General features: G+C 57.8%; 16 protein-coding genes. 10 read left to right on the top strand and 6 right to left on the bottom strand.

The annotated features are described in order from the left end of the window. The first annotated feature begins 463 nt into the window (after positions 1-463). Positions 464-1948, top strand: a complete 1485-nt coding sequence (gene prpD / locus K0F75_RS02815) for a 2-methylcitrate dehydratase (RefSeq protein ID WP_219060238.1) — start codon at positions 464-466, stop codon at positions 1946-1948. Between the two features lie 38 nt (positions 1949-1986). On the opposite strand, the gene K0F75_RS02810 is transcribed toward prpD, so the two are convergent. Next, positions 1987-2805 carry a pyruvate, water dikinase regulatory protein gene (locus tag K0F75_RS02810; protein ID WP_219060236.1) on the bottom strand — a complete coding sequence of 273 codons (819 nt, stop codon included), beginning with the start codon at positions 2803-2805 and terminating at the stop codon, positions 1987-1989. 177 nt (positions 2806-2982) lie between these two features. Here K0F75_RS02810 and ppsA point away from each other — a divergent pair, with 177 nt between their 5' ends. From ppsA to K0F75_RS02765, 9 genes are all read left to right on the top strand, one after another. Continuing rightward, positions 2983-5358: a phosphoenolpyruvate synthase gene (ppsA, locus tag K0F75_RS02805; RefSeq protein WP_219060234.1), complete on the top strand. Its 2376-nt coding sequence runs from the start codon at positions 2983-2985 to the stop codon at positions 5356-5358. A 101-nt stretch (positions 5359-5459) separates the two neighbouring features. After that, positions 5460-6425 (top strand): alpha/beta fold hydrolase, encoded by a 966-nt coding sequence (locus tag K0F75_RS02800; protein WP_219060233.1) that lies wholly within the window; start codon positions 5460-5462, stop codon positions 6423-6425. Between the two features lie 126 nt (positions 6426-6551). Beyond that, positions 6552-6851 carry a Rieske (2Fe-2S) protein gene (locus K0F75_RS02795; RefSeq protein ID WP_219060232.1) on the top strand — a complete coding sequence of 100 codons (300 nt, stop codon included), beginning with the start codon at positions 6552-6554 and terminating at the stop codon, positions 6849-6851. Positions 6852-6979: 128 nt separating this feature from the next. Continuing rightward, positions 6980-7468: a ribonuclease E activity regulator RraA gene (gene rraA, locus K0F75_RS02790; RefSeq protein ID WP_219060230.1), complete on the top strand. Its 489-nt coding sequence runs from the start codon at positions 6980-6982 to the stop codon at positions 7466-7468. A 12-nt stretch (positions 7469-7480) separates the two neighbouring features. After that, positions 7481-8476, top strand: coding sequence for a zinc transporter ZntB (locus tag K0F75_RS02785; protein ID WP_219060229.1), 996 nt, complete (start codon positions 7481-7483; stop codon positions 8474-8476). Positions 8477-8564: 88 nt separating this feature from the next. Then, on the top strand, positions 8565-8813 hold the full coding sequence (locus tag K0F75_RS02780; protein WP_219060227.1) for a CrfX protein: 249 nt from the start codon (positions 8565-8567) through the stop codon (positions 8811-8813). A 2-nt stretch (positions 8814-8815) separates the two neighbouring features. Next, positions 8816-9640, top strand: a complete 825-nt coding sequence (locus K0F75_RS02775; RefSeq protein ID WP_219060226.1) for a mechanosensitive ion channel domain-containing protein — start codon at positions 8816-8818, stop codon at positions 9638-9640. A gap of 90 nt (positions 9641-9730) precedes the next feature. Then, the gene (sigX, locus tag K0F75_RS02770) at positions 9731-10321 is read left to right on the top strand and encodes an RNA polymerase sigma factor SigX (protein WP_219060224.1); all 591 of its coding nucleotides are present in this window, start codon (positions 9731-9733) and stop codon (positions 10319-10321) included. A gap of 107 nt (positions 10322-10428) precedes the next feature. Then, complete coding sequence (locus K0F75_RS02765) at positions 10429-11466, top strand: OmpA family protein (RefSeq protein WP_219060223.1); 1038 nt, start codon at positions 10429-10431, stop codon at positions 11464-11466. Between the two features lie 89 nt (positions 11467-11555). On the opposite strand, the gene cobA is transcribed toward K0F75_RS02765, so the two are convergent. The 5 genes from cobA to K0F75_RS02740 form a co-directional block, all read right to left on the bottom strand. After that, positions 11556-12335 (bottom strand): uroporphyrinogen-III C-methyltransferase, encoded by a 780-nt coding sequence (gene cobA, locus K0F75_RS02760; protein ID WP_219060222.1) that lies wholly within the window; start codon positions 12333-12335, stop codon positions 11556-11558. Between the two features lie 13 nt (positions 12336-12348). Further along, positions 12349-15078 carry a nitrate reductase gene (locus tag K0F75_RS02755; protein ID WP_219060221.1) on the bottom strand — a complete coding sequence of 910 codons (2730 nt, stop codon included), beginning with the start codon at positions 15076-15078 and terminating at the stop codon, positions 12349-12351. Further along, the gene (gene nirD, locus K0F75_RS02750; protein ID WP_219060220.1) at positions 15078-15395 is read right to left on the bottom strand and encodes a nitrite reductase small subunit NirD; all 318 of its coding nucleotides are present in this window, start codon (positions 15393-15395) and stop codon (positions 15078-15080) included. The genes K0F75_RS02755 and nirD overlap by 1 nt, the downstream gene beginning before the upstream one ends. Next, complete coding sequence (gene nirB / locus K0F75_RS02745) at positions 15392-17836, bottom strand: nitrite reductase large subunit NirB (RefSeq protein ID WP_219060219.1); 2445 nt, start codon at positions 17834-17836, stop codon at positions 15392-15394. Before nirB ends, nirD begins: the two co-directional genes overlap by 4 nt. A gap of 291 nt (positions 17837-18127) precedes the next feature. Next, complete coding sequence (locus K0F75_RS02740) at positions 18128-19786, bottom strand: bifunctional protein-serine/threonine kinase/phosphatase (RefSeq protein WP_219060368.1); 1659 nt, start codon at positions 19784-19786, stop codon at positions 18128-18130. Positions 19787-19792 lie beyond the last annotated feature (6 nt).

Below are 19792 nucleotides of genomic sequence, written 5' to 3'. Positions count from 1 at the left end.
CGCGGTGAAAGGACGATCTTCGGGGCAAGGGCGGTTTTCACGTAGCACGCAAGCTTCCTCGTGCGCCTGACATACAGGTAGACGGGTATTGGTACCGGTTCCAGTCGACAGAGGCGCGCGGCATTCTAGCATGAAGGTTTTGCGCCGTGAGCATAGTGCGCATCCGTCAAACGCTGTGGGAGAAGTCCTTGTCTACGACGCGCCACACGCAGTGCTCATTAGACGATTGTCGACAATATTGTATTTTTAATTGACTGAACTGGCCTTTTTGGCTAGTTTCTAGGCGATAGATGTTGACAATGTAGTGATTTTGATCGATGCGGCGAGTCTCGCGTGAGACGATTGCGAGACCCTGCCCGAGAGCGTGTTGCGACCTATTCAGTGGGCCGTCGTGCAGCGCCGTTTTGTACCTGTTGAGCAGCGTTAATCAATCCTCCTATTTATAGAGAGCGTCGAAAACACCATGAGTGCCAACGTTGATCTGAACAATCGCCCGGACTACGACAAGGTCTTGCAAGATATCGCGGACTACGTTCTGAACTTCAAGATTGAGTCCAGAGAAGCGCTGGACACTGCGCGCAACTGCCTGATGGATACCTTGGGCTGTGGCCTGTTGGCGCTGCGATTCCCTGAGTGCACCAAGCACCTTGGCCCAATCGTCGAGGGGACTGTAGTGCCGTTCGGTGCGCGTGTTCCGGGTACCCGTTTCAGTCTGGACCCGGTAAAAGCGGCTTGGGACATTGGTTGCATCGTGCGCTGGCTTGATTACAACGACACCTGGCTGGCAGCTGAATGGGGGCACCCGTCTGATAATCTCGGCGGCATTCTCGCCGTGGCGGACCATCTGTCGCAAAAGCGCGTTGCCAGCGGCGATGCTCCATTGACCGTGCGAGCAGTGCTTGAAGCGATGATCATGGCTCATGAAATCCAGGGTGTTATTGCGCTGGAGAACTCTTTCAATCGCGTCGGTCTTGACCACGTGTTGTTGGTGAAAGTGGCGTCGACTGCCGTCACCGCCAAGCTGATGGGCGCAAATCGCGAGCAGGTGCTGGCCGCGCTGTCCCATGCGTTCGTTGATGGTCAGGCGCTGCGCACGTATCGTCACGCACCTAACGCAGGCTCTCGTAAGTCCTGGGCGGCGGGGGATGCCTCAAGTCGTGGCGTGCGTCTGGCCGATATCGCCATGCGCGGCGAGATGGGTATTCCCGGGGTGCTGAGTGCGCCGCAGTGGGGCTTCTACGATGTGTTGTTCAGTCACACCAACAAGGACCTGGCGCTCAAGCCAGAGGGCAAGCGCGAATTCGCCTTGTCCCAGCCATACGGCACTTACGTGATGGAAAACGTGCTGTTCAAAATCAGCTTCCCTGCCGAGTTCCACGCGCAAACTGCGTGTGAAGCCGCTGTAACCCTGCATCCGCAGGTCAAGGATCGTCTGCACGAGATAGAGAAAATCGTCATCACGACCCACGAGTCGGCTATCCGGATCATTTCCAAGCAAGGCAAACTGGCTAACGCGGCAGATCGCGATCACTGCATTCAATGCATGACGGCGGTGCCGCTGGCGTTTGGCAACCTGGTTGCCGAGCAGTACGAAGACGACTTCCACGCCGCTCATCCGATCATCGACGAGCTGCGCGAGAAGATGGTGATTGTGGAAGATGCACGCTATACCCGTGAATACCTGGAGGCTGACAAACGCTCCATCGCCAATGCGATTCAAGTGTTCTTCACGGACGGTTCCAGCACTGAGCAGGTTGTGGTCGAGTACCCGATTGGTCACCGTCGTCGTCGCGTCGAAGGTATTCCGTTGCTCGAGGACAAGTTCAAGGCCAACCTGGCAACCAAATTCACCGCCCAGCGCACCAGTGAAATTTTCGCCCTGTGCAAGGATCAGGCAAAGCTGGAGGCTACGTCCGTTAACCGGTTTGTTGATTTGTTCGTGATCTAGCGGTATCCCACAGGAGACCGCCTGGCGCTATGGGCCTGTTATTTGAACCGTCGCTCGACGCCTTTTTCTACGAGGATTTTCGCTGAGATCTCTTCAACCGAAAAGTGCGTGGAGTTGATGTGCGGGATGTTTTCGCGGCGGAAGAGGCTTTCTACTTCGCGGACTTCGAACTCGCATTGGGCATAGCTGGAGTAGCGGCTATTGGGTTTGCGTTCGTTGCGAATCGCCGTCAGTCGGTCCGGGTCAATGGTCAGGCCGAACAGTTTGTTTCGATGCTGCTTGAGCGCAGCCGGCAATTGCAAACGCTCCATGTCGTCTTCGGTGAGCGGGTAGTTGGCCGCACGAATGCCGAATTGCATGGCCATGTATAGACAAGTTGGCGTCTTGCCACAGCGCGAGACACCCACCAGGATCAGATCGGCTTTGTCGTAGTAGTGCGTACGCGCGCCGTCGTCATTGTCGAGTGCGAAGTTAACCGCCTCGATCCGCTCCATGTAGTTGGAGTTGTGCCCGATAGAGTGGGATTTACCTACTGAATACGAGGAGTGTGAACTAAGCTCCAGCTCCAGCGGGGCGAGAAAGGTTGAGAAGATATCGATCATGAAGCCGTTTGAGGTCGCCAGGATTTCGCGAATTTCCTGGTTGACGATGGTGTCGAAAATGATCGGTCGTAGTTCGTCCTTATCGGCGGCGCTGTTGATTTGTTGTACCATGGCGCGCGCCTTTTCCACGTTATCGATGTACGGTCGCGTGAACTTATTGAACGTAATGTTTTCGAACTGCGCTAACAGGCTTTGGCCGAGTGTCTCGGCTGTGATGCCAGTGCCGTCGGAGATGAAGAAAGCAGATCGTTTCATTTGCGCCATGGGCCTTAAGCTGGTGACGAATCTTGGATATGATAGGCCCGCTTGCGGACCTTGATGGCCAGCATTCTCACTTATTTTCCAGGTCCAGGCCACAAACGCTCGGAACCGCTCTTAATAGATGTTTCAGCGCCCTGAGCTTTTCCCAACACAGTTAGTGGAGAGATCACCTTGGTAGAGTACGTAGTTTCCCTCGATAAGCTCGGCGTCCATGATGTGGAGCACGTGGGGGGCAAGAACGCATCCCTCGGCGAGATGATCAGTAACCTCGCGGGCGCCGGTGTTTCGGTCCCCGGTGGCTTTGCCACTACGGCTCAAGCGTATCGTGATTTTCTTGAGTTGAGCGGTTTGAACGATCAGATCCATGCCGCCCTTGATGCGCTTGACGTCGATGATGTCAACGCGCTGGCCAAGACGGGTGCGCAAATCCGCGCCTGGATCATGGAGGCCGAGTTTCCCGAGAAACTCAACGCTGAAATTCGTACGGCGTTCGCTGAGCTGTCGGCCGGCAACCCGAATCTGGCTGTTGCCGTGCGTTCTTCGGCCACCGCTGAAGATTTGCCCGACGCATCGTTCGCCGGTCAGCAAGAAACCTTCCTTAATATTCGCGGCGTCGAAAACGTCATCCGCGCTGCAAAGGAAGTGTTCGCCTCGCTGTTCAATGACCGCGCTATTTCCTATCGTGTGCACCAGGGCTTCGATCACAAACTGGTCGCTCTGTCTGCAGGCGTGCAGCGCATGGTTCGCTCGGAAACCGGCACTGCTGGCGTGATGTTCACGCTGGATACCGAATCCGGTTTCCGTGACGTGGTGTTTATCACCGGCGCTTATGGCCTGGGTGAAACCGTGGTTCAGGGCGCGGTCAACCCTGACGAGTTTTACGTCCACAAAAACACCCTTGCAGCCGGTCGCCCAGCGATTCTGCGCCGCAACCTGGGCAGCAAAGCCATCAAAATGATTTACGGCGACGAAGCCAAGGCTGGCAAATCGGTCAAGGTTATCGACGTAGAGCCGGCTGATCGTGCGCGCTTCTGCCTGACCGACGCCGAAGTCAACGAGCTGGCCAAGCAGGCGATGATCATCGAGCAGCACTACAAGTGCCCGATGGACATCGAGTGGGCCAAAGACGGCGATGATGGCAAGCTTTACATCGTTCAGGCCCGCCCTGAAACCGTGAAAAGCCGTACGTCGTCCAACGTCATGGAACGCTACCTGCTCAAGGAAACCGGCACTGTGCTGGTGGAAGGTCGCGCTATCGGTCAGCGCATCGGCGCTGGCAAAGTACGGATCATCAAAGATGTATCCGAGATGGACAAAGTGCAGCCGGGCGATGTGTTGGTCTCCGACATGACCGACCCGGACTGGGAGCCGGTGATGAAGCGCGCCAGCGCCATCGTCACTAACCGTGGTGGACGTACCTGTCACGCGGCGATCATCGCTCGCGAACTGGGTATCCCGGCCGTGGTCGGTTGCGGCAACGCCACCGAAGTGTTGCAAGAAGGGCAGGGCGTGACCGTTTCCTGCGCTGAAGGCGATACCGGCTACATTTTCCAGGGCGAACTGGGCTTCGACATCAAGAAGAACTCGGTCGATGCCATGCCTGATCTGCCGTTCAAGATCATGATGAACGTCGGTAACCCTGATCGCGCGTTCGATTTTGCCCAGTTGCCCAATGCCGGTGTCGGCCTGGCGCGTCTGGAGTTCATCATCAACCGGATGATCGGCGTGCACCCCAAGGCGCTGCTTAACTACGCCGGTCTGCCGCAAGATATTAAAGCCAGCGTCGACAAGCGCATCGCTGGCTACGACGACCCGGTCGGCTTCTACGTCGAGAAACTGGTTGAAGGTATCAGTACTCTGGCAGCGGCGTTCACGCCGAAAAAAGTCATCGTGCGCCTGTCGGACTTCAAGTCCAACGAATACGCCAACCTGATCGGCGGCAAGCTGTACGAGCCGGAAGAAGAGAACCCGATGCTGGGCTTCCGCGGCGCTTCGCGTTACATCAGCGAAAACTTCCGTGACTGTTTCGAGCTCGAATGCCGCGCCCTCAAGCGCGTGCGCAATGAGATGGGCCTGACCAACGTCGAAATCATGGTGCCGTTCGTGCGCACCTTGGGCGAAGCCAGTCAGGTCATCGATCTGCTCGCGGCTAACGGTCTGGTCCGTGGCGAGAACGGTTTACGCATCATCATGATGTGCGAGTTGCCTTCCAACGCGATCCTGGCCGAGGAGTTCCTTGAATTCTTCGACGGCTTCTCGATTGGTTCCAACGACCTGACTCAGCTGACCCTGGGCCTGGATCGCGACTCAGGGATCATTGCTCACCTGTTCGACGAGCGTAACCCTGCGGTCAAAAAGCTCCTGTCGAACGCCATTCAGGCGTGCAACAAGGCTGGCAAGTACATCGGTATTTGCGGTCAGGGTCCTTCGGATCACCCTGATCTGGCCAAGTGGCTGATGGAGCAGGGCATCGAAAGTGTTTCGTTGAACCCTGACTCCGTGCTGGAAACCTGGTTCTTCCTGGCTGAAGCTCAGGCACCGGTCTGATGTGATGAGTGAAGCGTCGGCCTGCTTTGGCAGGTCGGCGCTTCGTCGCGTTTTCTTGGGCGGTTTTCTCAAAGAAACCGCCTTTTTTGTGCAAGAGCAATATGCAAAGCAGCAGCAATCTCTTTCCTGTGGCCTTGATCAGCGCCGAACGCCGTGGCGATCTGATCGAGGACGTGTACCGTTTGAAACCCGCCAACAGCCCGGACATCAGTGTCGAACTGGCCGTGACCCGTCTCGGACTGGCCGAACAGCCCGATACACGCGGCATTCCGGTGGTCCTGTTGCACGGCAGCTTCTCCAACCGCCGCTTCTGGTATTCACCCAAAGGCATTGGCCTGGGCGCGTATCTGGCGCGCGCGGGCTTCGATGTGTGGATTCCAGAAATGCGCGGGCATGGCCTGTCTTCGCGCAATCAAGCGTACCGGCACAACCGGGTGGCCGATTACGCGCGCTATGACCTGCCGGCTATTGCCGCCTTTGTGCGAGAGCAAAGCGGGCAGATCCCGCACTGGATTGGCCACTCGCTGGGCGGTATCACGCTCGCGGCCGCGCTTGGCGGGCATTACCTTGACGCGGAGGGCGTGGCCTCGGTTGCGCTGTTCGGCAGTCAGATCAGTCGTACGTATTGGCCGTTGAAGATCCCGCCAGTTGAGTGGGGCGGGCGCCTGTTACTCAAGCGTTTCAGGCATATCTCCGGCTCGCGGCTGAAGCGAGGACCCGAAGACGAGCCTATTGGGTTGGCGTTGGAAAGCATGCGCTGGTATGGGCTTTTTCGCCGCTTCGGCGATGCCGAGCGAGATTGGTGGGCGGGGTTGAGCGAGGTTCAAGTGCCGGTGCTGGCGGTTGCCGCCACGGGTGATGATCAAGACCCGGTCTGGGCTTGCCGTAAGCTATATGAGCAGTTCGGTTCCGAGCGACGTCAGTTTCTCTGTCTCGGTCGTGATCAGGGCTTTACCGAAGATTTTGGCCATGTCGAAATGCTCGTCAGCAGGGGCGCACAAACCCAAGTCTGGCCGTTGGTAGCGAGTTGGTTGCGGGATCCATCGGTGCTCCTGACCGAGCAGTAACCACTACGCGGTTTGGCGATGAAGCGCTGAGACAGAGCGGTCGGGCGGTTTCGCTAAAGTAGCGTTGCGGCTAAGCTATGACGCATTAAACTGCTTCAGCCACTTTCGCTTTCCGGGCCTGCATTTATGTTCGTGCCACTTGAGCGTCTGATTAATTTGAATGAAGGCTACCGGCGAACCTTCAAGGTCGCTGGGCGAGATCTGTTGCTGATGGTGGTCGATAACCAGCCGCTGCTGCTCGAAGATAGCTGTCCACATCAAGGCGCGCCCTTGCACAGCGGTACTCTTGTGGGTACGGTCTTGCGATGCAAGCGTCATGGCATTGAGTTCCAATTGCCCAGCGGGCGTCCCTTGCAGGCGTCATGCCCGGGTCTGAAATTTTTTACCCTGGCCTATGAGGGTGATCGAATGGGTATCGATGTCTAGCCGCGCCAGCGTGCCCACGGCTTAACATAGGCGCCAGCATGACGTTTTTCTAAAGAGCCATTGATTTGAAACAGTCGAATGGCTCGTAACACCTGAGATCCTCTTTTTTTAATGATAGGAGTTCACCCATGCATTACCTCACCCCCGATTTGTGCGATGCCTACCCGGAACTGGTGCAGGTCGTTGAGCCGATGTTCAGCAATTTTGGTGGCCGCGATTCCTTTGGTGGTGAAATCGTCACCATCAAGTGTTTCGAGGACAACTCGTTGGTCAAAGAACAGGTCGATCTCGACGGCAAGGGCAAAGTGTTGGTAGTCGACGGCGGAGGCTCGCTGCGCAAGGCGTTGCTGGGTGACATGCTCGCCGAAAAAGCTTCAAGGAATGGCTGGGAAGGCCTGGTGATTTACGGTTGCATCCGCGACGTCGACGTCATCGCGCAAACCGATCTGGGCGTGCAGGCACTGGCCAGCCACCCAATGAAAACCGACAAGCGCGGTATCGGCGACCTTAACGTGGCGGTGACATTCGCGGGTGTGACCTTCCGTCCGGGCGAGTACGTATACGCTGACAATAATGGCGTCATCATCTCCCCAAGCCCTTTGAAGATGCCGGAATAAACAGGACACCGAATGTTCGACGAAGCAAACGCGCAATGGGGGCTGGTACATGCCCTGGTGCTGGATGGTAAAGGCGGGGCGCGTTTCATTGCTCGAACCGAACTGGATGACCTTCAATTGCAGCCAGACGAAAGTGTCTGGCTGCATTGGGATCGCGGTCATCCGCAAACCCAGACCTGGTTGCGCTCCTCCAGCGGGCTGAGCGAGTTCAGCTGTGATCTGCTGCTTGAAGAGAACACGCGGCCGCGTTTGGTGCCATTGCCAAATGCCGAGGTGCTGCTGTTTCTGCGCGGGGTCAACCTCAATCCTGGTGCCGAGCCTGAGGACATGGTGTCGGTACGCATTTTTGCCGCGGCGCAGCAGGTGATCTCCCTGCGCTTGCGTCCCTTGCGTGCTACCGATGAACTGATCGAACACTTGAATCAAGGCAATGGTCCGAAAACCGCCTCTGAATTGATCCTTTATCTCGCTCAATACCTCACTGACAAGGTCCAGACACTGGTCGGTGAACTGACGGAACTGGTCGATGAAGAGGAAGAAAAGATAGATGCCGACGAGCGGTATGCTTCCGATCATGGCGACATGTTGCATATCCGTCGACGTGCAGCCGGTTTGCGCCGTTTTTTGGCGCCGCAACGCGAGATTTACGCGCAATTGACCCGCAACAAATTGCCTTGGTTTGCCGATGACGATGCGAGTTACTGGAATGAACTTAACAACAGCTTGACCCGCTACCTGGAAGAGCTGGAGTTGACCCGCGAGCGTGTCGGTCTGGTCCTTGAATCCGAGGACCGGCGCATGCGCGAGGGGATGAATCGGGTGATGTATCGCTTCGGTATTATCACCGGGATTTTCTTGCCGATGAGCTTCCTGACCGGTTTGCTGGGTGTCAACGTGGGGGGCATACCGGGTTCTGGCAGCCCTTACGGGTTTCTGATTGCTTGCTTGATAATGGCTGCCGTGGCGGTTGGCCAATGGTGGTTGTTCCGTCGTTTACGTTGGGTTTGATTGGGCCGATTCTTTCGATGGCAAAAGGCTCATTTGTGACTCGGTCGATTCTTGTCGCGTCTTTCAGTGACATTGCGTGAGGTTACCTATGCACGATCCGTTCGAACAATCACTGCGCGACATGCTCAATTCTTCATCCTCCAGTCGGGATGACGATGCTTGCCTGGGCCGTGTTTTGAAAACCGCCAACCGCCAGGTCGGTGCGGGGGATTTGTTCAGCTTGCTCGGCCGCTGGTCGCAAGCATTGATGATCGGCCTGAATAACGGTTCGGCGCATATAGCACCTGTTTCGCGTAACACGCTTTCCTCTGCTCGCCCTGCTGATAAGGCTGATTGAACATGGAATTGAATCTCTGGACGCAGAGCCTTGTGACCGCAATGACTGTGTTGTGGACCAAAGTAGCAAACTTCATTCCGAACCTGTTCGGCGCGCTCATTGTGGTGCTGCTGGGCTTTGTCGTTGCCAAATTACTCGACACACTGCTGTCCAAATTGCTCGCCAAGCTGGGTCTGGATCGCCTGATGGGCGGCACCGGGTTGACCAAGTTGATTGCACGGGCGGGTGTTCAGGTACCGATTTCGACCCTGGTCGGCAAAATCGTCTATTGGTTCGTGTTACTGATTTTTCTGGTGTCGGCCGCTGAATCCCTCGGATTGGAGCGCGTGTCCGCGACCCTCGACATGTTGGCCCTGTACCTGCCGAAGGTGTTTGGCGCGGCATTGGTGCTGCTTGTGGGCGTACTGCTGGCGCAATTGGCCAATGGCCTGGTGCGCGGCGCTGCGGAAGGCGTAGGGCTCGACTATTCCGCTGGCCTTGGGCGCATCGCTCAAGGGCTGGTCATTATCATTAGTATTTCTGTCGCAATCAGCCAGTTAGAGGTCAAAACAGACCTGCTTAATCACGTGATTGTGATCGGTTTGATTACCGTTGGTCTGGCCGTTGCGTTGGCAATGGGGCTGGGAAGTCGTGAAATCGCCGGACAGATTCTGGCGGGAATTTATGTGCGGGAGTTGTATCAGGTTGGGCAACAAGTGCGTGTGGGCGAGGTCGAAGGGCAGATCGAAGAAATTGGCACGGTGAAAACAACCTTGCTGACCGATGAGGGAGAGTTGGTGTCATTGTCCAACCGAATCCTCCTCGAACAGCGAGTGAGCAGCCGCTAACCCGGCGAATCCTGCTAATGTATGCCGCCACCAAATTGCCGGAAACATCGGCAGTGGCGGACATTGACCTGACTGTCGGCACGACTTGTTTTGAATAAACCCCAATCGCTGTCCATGCGCTACGACCCCCGCGAGCTCTCCGATGAGGAGTTGGTGGCGCGGGCGCACGTCGAGCTGTTTCATGTGACGCGCGCATACGAAGAGTTGATGCGGCGCTACCAAAGGACCCTTTTTAACGTGTGTGCACGTTATTTAGGGAACGATCGCGATGCTGACGATGTCTGTCAGGAAGTGATGCTTAAGGTGTTGTACGGGCTGAAAAATTTCGAAGGTAAATCGAAGTTCAAGACCTGGCTCTACAGCATCACTTACAACGAATGCATTACGCAGTACCGAAAGGAACGGCGAAAGCGTCGCTTGATGGACGCGTTAAGCCTGGACCCACTTGAGGAGGCGGCCGAAGAGAAGGCGCCTACTCCTGAAGAACGGGGCGGTCTTGATCGCTGGCTTGTGTATGTGAACCCGATTGATCGGGAAATTCTGGTGCTACGTTTTGTCGCAGAGCTGGAATTTCAGGAGATCGCGGATATCATGCACATGGGCTTGAGTGCCACAAAAATGCGCTATAAACGCGCGCTTGATAAATTACGTGAGAAATTTGCAGGTGTTACCGAAACTTAACTCGGAGCAAATAACTCTAACGTGCTGGCAAGTTCTGATAGACTTGCCGACGAGTTCTCCTTCGGTACGAAGGATTGCTTAACAATCACCAGATGGGGATTTAACGGATGAAACTGAAAAACACCTTGGGCTTTGCCATTGGTTCTATTGTTGCCTTGACTTCATTCGGCGTATTGGCGCAAGGCCAAGGCGCTGTCGAGGTGGAAGGCTTCGCCAAAAAACAACAGTACGACAGCGATCGCGATTTCAAGAACAATGGCAACCTGTTCGGCGGTTCGATTGGCTACTTCCTGACCGACGACGTTGAATTGCGTCTGGGCTACGACGAAATCCACAACGTTCGCTCCGATGACGGCCGCAACGTCAAGGGCGCAGACACTGCTCTGGACGCTCTGTACCACTTCAACGCTCCGGGCGACATGTTGCGTCCGTACGTTTCTGCCGGTTTCTCTGACCAAAGCATTGGCCAGAATGGCGGTGGCGGTCGTAACCGTTCCACCTTCGCTAACGTTGGCGGCGGCGCGAAACTGTACTTCACTGAAAACTTCTACGCCCGTGCTGGTGTTGAAGCTCAGTACAACATCGACCAAGGCGACACCGAGTGGGCTCCAAGCGTCGGTATCGGTGTGAACTTCGGCGGCGGCAGCAAGAAAGCCGTTGAAGCAGCTCCAGCTCCAGTAGCTGACGTCTGCACCGACAGCGACAACGACGGTGTTTGCGACAACGTCGACAAGTGCCCGAACACACCAGCCAACGTAACTGTTGATGCTGATGGCTGCCCAGCAGTAGCTGAAGTGGTTCGTGTTGAATTGGACGTCAAGTTCGACTTCAACAAAGCCGTTGTTAAGCCTAACAGCTACAGCGACATCAAGAACCTCGCTGACTTCATGAAGCAGTACCCACAGACCACCACCACTGTTGAAGGTCACACTGACTCCGTCGGTCCTGACGCTTACAACCAAAAACTGTCTGAGAAGCGTGCAAGCGCTGTCAAACAGGTTCTGGTTAACCAGTACGGTGTTGGCGCTAGCCGCGTGAATTCGGTTGGCTACGGCGAAACCCGTCCAGTTGCTGATAACGCAACTGACGCTGGTCGCGCTGTAAACCGTCGCGTAGAAGCTGAAGTAGAAGCCAAAGCTAAGTAATTAGCCCGCGCCTCAAGAAAAGCCCGGCTTAGGCCGGGCTTTTCTTTGTCTGCGATTTGAGGTTTTAGTTAGCTATCAGGTCAGACTAATCAGCCGCTCGCCAACACGTTGGCTGCCGCCAGGCCTTGATTCGCTGTAGTTGAAGCCCCTGATACATCCTGCGCACGGGCTGCCACTTCTCCGATCACCAGAATCGCCGGGCTTTTCAGTTCGAAGGCGACAGCGTCCAGCTGCATGTCAGTCAGCGTGCTGCGGCATTCGCGTTGATGGGGCAGAGACGCATTTTCGATCATGGCCACAGGCGTGTTCGCAGCCAAGCCGCCCGTGAGCAGGTTGTCGCGTATTTCTGATAGTTTGGCGACGCCCATATAGACCACCAGTGTCGTGCCACTTTGTGCCAGCGCTGGCCAATTAAGGCTGCTGTCGTCCTGCGTGTGAGCAGTGACCAGGGTCACGCCACGACTGACACCGCGCAAGGTCAGCGAAATACCGCACTGAGTTGCCCCGGCCAGTCCGGCAGTGATGCCGTTGACCAGTTCGACCTCCACCCCTTTCGCCCTCAGCCACTCGGCTTCTTCGCCACCGCGTCCGAAGATGCACGGGTCGCCACCTTTAAGCCGTACCACGCACTTGCCTTGGCGGGCGTAACGCAGCATGAGTCGATGGATGAAGGCCTGAGGTGTCGAGCGACAGCCGCCGCGCTTACCGACGGCGATCACTCGAGCTGTAGGGCAGTGTTCCAGTATTGCAATATTGACCAGGTCATCGATCAACACCACCTGGGCTTCGTGCAAGGCCCGTACGGCCTTGAGCGTAAGCAGTTCAGGGTCACCAGGGCCTGCGCCCACCAGCCAGATTTTTGCGCTCATGCTGCAGCCCTCATTAGCTGATTGCCATTGGCAGCGGGTTGGCCGCCAGCAATCGTTTGATTTCCGGTACACAGGAGCCACATTGGCTGCCGCAGCCCAGTTGTGTTTTCAGTTCAATCAGATCAAGCCCGCGACCAATTCCGGCCAGCACGGCGCTTTCGCTGACATTCATGCAGTTGCACAAGGTTTTGCTGCTGTGAGGCGTGGCCGCTGCGTTACCGGGTGGGGTGCTGATCGGCGCCAGAAGCCAGCGGCGCAGTTGTTCATCGGCGCGGCCTTCCAGCCACAGGCTTTGCAGCCAATGCTGGGCGATGGTTTCCCCTGCCAGGCGGATGGCGGTGATCCGGCCATTTTCGATGCGTACCCGTTTGCCAATAGAGCGGCGTGGGTCGTCATAGGACAGTACCGGGCCCTCATTCAGGCCAAGTAGCTGGTCGATCTGTGTGAGTAATTGATTGTCCGGCGCCTGGGCGCTGGCAGCGCGGATCAGCAAAGCAGGACGCTCGCGACCGGCCAGGCTGAGGCTGGCGTAAGCAAAGCTTTCGCACAGCGGGCGCAGGGCTTCGAGATGGGTTTGTACGTCACCTTCGACCAGTGCGAACAGTTGCCACGGCAAGGTCACGGCCTCGATGCGCACGCCGGCGTGCTTGAGCTCCGGTTGCTTGGAGAGCGGGTCGAACGCGGGTTGCGTCAGTACGTTAACGCCGCCCTTGAGAAAGCGATCACCCCAGTGCATCGGCAAGAACGCTTGACCTGGTCGCACGCTGTCATCGCTGCTGACGGGCACGATCAAGCTACCGCGACGACTTTTCAGGCTCACCAGATCGCCCGCTTGTAGGCGATGACGGCGCATCTCGTCAGGGTGCAAGCTCAATACGGCTTCGCTGACATGGCCGAACAATCTTGCAGCGGTGCCTGTGCGGCTCATGCCGTGCCATTGATCACGCAGGCGGCCTGTGTTCAGGGTCAGCGGGAAACGTGCGTCACGCAGCTCTTTGGCGGCTCTGTAGGGCTCGGTAATGAAATTGGCGCGGCCCGACTCGGTGGGGAAGATGCCATCGCCATATAAGCGAGGTGTTCCTGTCTGGGCACCGGTTGGGAAGGGCCATTGTTGTGGGCCTTGTTGATCGAGCACGGCATAGCTGATGCCCGACAGATCCAGATCACGCTCGCGCGTCAGCTGTTTGTACTCGTCGAACAGCGCTTGTGGTTGATCAAACGCGAACAGGCTGGGCGCGCCTGGACGTAGCCGTTGTTCCAGGCGCTGAGCGAAGTCCACGGTAATCGCCCAATCCGCGCGCGCCTGGCCGGGGGCCGGTATCGCCTGGCGCACGTGAGAGATGCGTCGTTCCGAGTTGGTGACCGTGCCTTCCTTTTCGCCCCAGCTGGCCGCAGGCAACAGCAGGTCGGCAAAGCGGCAGGTTTCGGTGGTGCGAAAGGCTTCCTGCAGGACCACAAACGGGCAAGTGGTCAGCGCTTGCTGAATCTTTTGTTGATCGGGCAGCGACTGCGCCGGGTTAGTGCAGGCGATCCAGAGGGCTTTGATCTTGCCTGTCTGCAATTGCTCGAACAACTCGATGGCGGTCAGCCCGGTAGAGGCGGGTAACGCATCAACCCCCCAATACTCGGCAACCTCTGCGCGATGCGTGGCGTTGGCCGCTTCGCGATGGCCCGGCAGCAAATTGGACAAACTTCCTGTTTCACGGCCGCCCATGGCGTTCGGCTGACCGGTGAGAGAGAAGGGGCCTGCGCCGGGGCGTCCGATTTGCCCGGTTGCCAAATGCAGGTTGATCAGTGCGCTGTTCTTGGCGCTACCCGCCGTGGACTGATTCAAGCCCATGCACCACAGCGACAGAAAACTCGGGGCGGTGCCAATCCATTGCGCGCAGGCGTGCAGTTGCTCCACGGGAATGCCGCAGATCTCGGCGACCATTTGCGGGGTGTAATCGCGCACCAGGGTCTTTAGCTCGGCATAGCCTTGGGTGTGCTGATCGATAAAGCTGCGATCAATCCAGTCTTCCCAGAGCAGCAGATGCAGGATGCCGTGAAACAGCGCGACATCGGTGCCGGGCTGGATCGCCAAGTGCAGGTCCGCCAGTTCGCACGTGTCTGTGCGGCGCGGGTCGACCACGATGATCTTCATGTCCGGCCGCTGGCTTTTCGCTTCTTCCAGGCGACGGAACAGCACCGGATGGGCGTAAGCCATGTTGCTGCCGACGATCAGCACGCAGTCGCTAAGCTCGATGTCTTCGTAGTTACACGGTGGCGCGTCGGCACCCAGGCTGCGTTTGTAGCCGACCACTGCGGAAGACATGCACAGCCGCGAATTACTGTCGATATTGTTGGTGCCGACCAGTGCTCGGGCCAGTTTGTTGAATGCGTAGTAGTCCTCGGTCAGCAGTTGCCCGGAAACGTAAAACGCAACGCTGTCCGGGCCGTGTTCGCGAATGGTGTCAGCGAACACGTTGGCAGCATGGTCAAGCGCTGTGTCCCAATCGGTGACGCTGCGCGCCAGGGATTTACCCAGGCGCAGTTCCGGGTACAGCGCCCGAGCCGTCAAGTCGCCGGTCAGGTGCAGGCTTGAACCTTTGCTGCACAGTTTGCCGAAGTTGGCCGGGTGCCTAGGATCGCCGCTGACGCCGAGAATGCGCTCATTGTCGTGCTCGATCAGCACGCCACAGCCGACTCCGCAATAGCAGCAGGTCGACGCGGTGATCTGCGTTGTAGCGGCGGGTGGGCGCATTATGCTGCTTCCTTCAATGCCAGTTGCACGCGGCCGTTCTCTACGCGGGCCAAGTGTTTGTGTGTGCAGCCCACGTCGGGCGCTTGCGCTTCACCCGATTCCAGGTCGATCTGCCAGTTGTGCAGCGGGCACGCCACGCGCTTCCCGTAGATCAACCCCTGAGACAATGGGCCGCCTTTGTGTGGGCAACGGTCGTCGAGGGCGAAGACTTCATCGTCGCTGGTGCGGAAAATGGCGATGTCCCCCTTGGGCCCTTCGATGATGCGCGAGCCCAGCGGGTTGATGTCTTCCAGGGCGCAGATATCGAGCCAGTTCATGCCAGCACCTCCACAGGGATGCGTTCGAATTCTTTTTTCAGCAGCGGTTGCTCGATGCGCTCTTTCCAGGGGTCCTGCTCGAATGACAGTGAGAACTGCAATTTCGCGTTCAGGGCCCGGCGGTTGTCGTGATCTTCCAGCACCGCTTTTTTGATGTGCTCCATACCGACCCGTTGCAGGTAGTGCACGGTGCGCTCCAAGTAGAAGGCTTCTTCGCGATACAGTTGCAGGAAGGCGCCGTTGTATTCGCGGACTTCTTCAGCGGTTTTCAGCTTGACGAAGAATTCGGCGACTTCGGTCTTGATCCCGCCGTTGCCACCGATGTACATCTCCCAGCCGGAGTCGACGCCGATGATGCCAACGTCCTTGATCCCGGCTTCAGAACAGTTACGCGGGCATCCGGACACGGCCAGTTTGACCTTGTGCGGTGACCACATGTTGAACAGGTCGTGCTCCAGTTCGATGCCCAGTTGGGTCGAATTCTGTGTGCCGAAGCGGCAGAACTCACTGCCGACACAGGTCTTCACCGTGCGGATCGATTTGCCGTAGGCGTGGCCGGAAGGCATGTCGAGGTCTTTCCAGACGCCTGGCAAATCCTGTTTCTTGATCCCCAGCAGATCGATACGTTGCCCGCCGGTGACCTTGACCATGGGCACGTTGTACTTGTCGGCGACATCGGCAATACGGCGCAGTTCGGACGGGTTGGTCACGCCGCCCCACATCCGTGGCACCACCGAATAAGTGCCGTCTTTTTGAATATTGGCGTGAGCGCGTTCGTTGATCAGACGCGATTGCGGATCGTCCTTTGCCTCGCCTGGCCAGGTGGAAATCAGGTAATAGTTCAGCGCAGGACGGCAGGTGGCGCAGCCGTTGGGGGTGCGCCAGTTCATGTAGCTCATGGCGCCTGCGATGGTCAGCAGATGCTGGTCGCGAATGGCCTTGCGGATTTGCCCGTGGTTCAGGTCGCTGCAACCGCAGATGGCTTTTTCGCTCTTCGGTTTGACGTCCGCTGCACCGCCCACGGTGTTGATCAGAATCTGCTCCACCAGACCGGCGCAAGAGCCGCAGGAGCTCGCTGCCTTGGTGTGCTTCTTCACGTCATCGACGCTGAACAGGCCATGTTCCTGAATCGCCTTGACGATGGTCCCTTTGCAGACGCCATTGCAGCCGCAGACTTCGGCGCTGTCGGCCATGCTCATGGCTTTGTCCTGACCCTGGTGGCCGACATCGCCCAAGGCGTTTTCGCCGAACATCAGGTGGTCGCGGATTTCATTGATCTGATGGTTTTCGCGGATTTGCCGGAAGTACCAGCCGCCGTCTGCGGTGTCGCCATACAGGCAGGCGCCGACCAGGACGTCATCCTTGATCACCAGCTTTTTATAGACTCCACCAATCGGGTCGGACAGTGTGATGGTTTCAGTGCCTTCGCCGCCCATGAAGTCGCCAGCGGAAAACAGGTCGACGCCGGTCACTTTCAACTTGGTCGAGGTCACCGAGCCTTGATAGCGCGCAAAGCCCAGTTGTGCCAGGTGGTTGGCGCAGACCTTGGCCTGTTCGAACAGCGGCGCCACCAGCCCGTAGGCAATGCCGCGATGGCTGGCGCATTCGCCGATGGCATACACGCGCGGGTCGTAGGTTTGCAGGGTGTCGTTGACCAGAATCCCCCGGTTGCAGGGGATGCCAGCCTGTTCGGCCAATTCGGTGGCGGGGCGGATACCGGCGGCCATGACCACCAGATCGGCAGGGATCACATCGCCGTTCTTGAATTGCACGGCTTTCACCCGGCCTTTGCCGTCATCGAGCAGTGCCTGGGTCTGTTCTTTCAGGCGGAACGTCAGGCCGCGCTTTTCCAATTCCATTTGCAGTAAATGCGCGGAAGTCTGGTCTAGTTGGCGTTCCAGCAGCCATTCGCCGATGTGCACCACGGTCACGTGCATGCCGCGCAGCTTGAGGCCGTTGGCGGCCTCGAGGCCGAGCAGGCCGCCACCAATCACCACTGCGTGGGTGTGGGTCTTGGCGGTGTTGATCATGGTCTGGGTGTCGGCGATGTCGCGGTAGCCGATCACACCCTGCAGGTCATTGCCGGGGATGGGCAGAATGAAGGGGGTCGAGCCGGTCGCGATCAGCAAACGATCATAGTGGGCTTCAGTGCCGTCGTCGGCGATTACCAGGCGCTTGGCGCGATCAATCTTCACCACTTTACGGTTGAGCAGTAGCTGAATGTTGTTTTCCAGGTACCAGCTCAAATCGTTGAGCACGATCTCATCGAACGTTTGCTCGCCGGCCAATACTGGCGACAGCAGAATGCGGTTGTAATTGGGGTGTGGCTCTGCGCCGAACACGGTGATGTCGTACAGGTCGGCGCTCAGTTTGAGCAGCTCTTCGAGGGTGCGAACACCGGCCATGCCGTTGCCAATCATCACCAGTTTGAGTTTTTTCATAGTGCCTCCGAGAGACCACGAGGGGCGTGCTCGACAAGTTCCGCGCAAACAAAAAAAGGCGTCCCGCTAGTCACCTAGCGAGGACGCCTTTGTCCAGTCCCGTTCTCTCGGGAAGTGCCACTTTCGTCGTTGAAAGCGGGCACTTTATAAATTGCTTGGTGAAACTAATGCAGTGGTTGTGCCAAGTCGGTGGGCGCCCGTGATTACTGGGGTTTTCCAGGCGTTGTGCTGGGTTGATTGCACTCTTTTAACGCGGATTGCCCGCAAGTGGTGCGATCTTGGGTCGCCACCTCATCCACGCAATATCCAGATAATCAGTATCAGATTCACCAGCAACGACGTCAGCGCCAGTGTTCGCCATACCTTCAGCGGCTCGCGTTCCAGTAGCGGCCTGGGTTTGACCTTGAGCGTGGTCAGTTCGGCCTGTTCCAGTTCCAATAACCACTCTTCGGCGGTTTCATAACGCTGGGTCGGGTCTGCACTCAGCGCCCGGCTCAGGTTGCGCTCCAGCCAGTCCGGTACGTCCGGTCGATAGCGACTGGCCGGAACCGCCACGCCAAAGTGCGGGTGTTGAAACGCTTCGATTTCGCCATAGGGATAGTGCCCGGTGAGCAGGTAATACAGGGTTACTCCGGCGCTGTATAAGTCCTGCTGTCCACTGGGGGCTATGCCGTCAAAGGCTTCGGGGGCGATGAAGCTGGGTGTGCCGGGTAAGTCGTTGGCGGTATCGACTGACAGGCCGGGGCAATAAGCCAGGCCGAAATCCAGCACGCGCAGCTCGCCACCGTCATCAAGCAGCAGGTTCTCCGGCTTGATGTCGCGATGCACGATGTTGCGTCGATGCAGTAGACCCAAGGCGCGCAGCAAGCTTATGGCCAGATCCTGCCATTGCGGCAACGGCAGTGGACCGTTTTCCTCGAACACCTTGGCCAGGGTCTGGCCGGGGTATTCGCGCATCACGTAATACAAATGCTGACGTTCGGGGGCGGGATGAATCTCAGGGAAAAACCGTCCGGCCACGCGCCGCAAGAACCACTCTTCCAGTAGCAGGCTTTGTCCTGCATGGCTTTCGGCATGACGACTTGCAGGCAGGGTTTTCAGTAGCCAGGTCTGTTGCTGCTGATCGCGTACCCGGTACAGCAGGGATTGCCGCGACTGCCCGAGAACCGTTTCCACCTGCCAGCCTTCGAACCGTTGGCCCGGCTTCAGCGCGGGAGGTATTGGCCATTGCTGAAGCTGGATCAGGGTGTCGCCAAGGTTATCCTGCCCCAGTCCATCGACTTGAATCAGCAGGGCGCTGGCGTTGTCTTGACTGCCCGCCAGATGCGCGGCGCTGACCAGGGTCTGCACCGCGTTATCGAGATTGTCCTGCTCGCGCAGGATTGAGCTGATGCTGGCTTCGCTGAGCGTCGACCACACGCCGTCACTGAGTATCAGCCAGCGCTCGCCCTCGCGCAGTTCGCCGTCAAGGTAGTCCATGACCACGTATTGATCGAGCCCCAGCGCACGCTTGAGGACGTGTTGCATGTCCGGTTGTTCCCAGACGTGGTCCTCACTGACGCGCAGCAGTTGCCCTGCGTACCAGCGGTAAACCCGGCAATCGCCGACATGGGCCAGGGTGAAACGCCGGCCCCGTAAGACGATGGCACTCAAGGTAGTCAGCAGGCCATTGGCCTGTAGCCAGCGATTCTGTGCCAGCAACAGGCGGTCCAGCGACTGCGCGACACCCCAGGTTTCCGGGGTGGCGTAGTAATCCAGCGCCAGCGCCTGCAAGGTCGAGCGGGCCGCCAGCCCGCCGTCGGCACAATGGCTGACACCGTCGGCGAGGGCGAACAAGTAGCCCTTGCTCGCCGCCAATGCCGGCATCGGCGTCACCAGGCGACCTGCATCCTGATTTTCCGTGCGCGGACCACTGGCGCTGAAATGGGCGAAACTCAGTTGCAAGCTCATCGGGGA

It is taken from the genome of Pseudomonas sp. UMAB-08, from assembly GCF_900095225.1.
Lineage (GTDB): Bacteria > Pseudomonadota > Gammaproteobacteria > Pseudomonadales > Pseudomonadaceae > Aquipseudomonas.
Note: the sequence above shows the minus strand (reverse complement) of the source record. Positions and strands in the feature narration are given on the sequence as shown.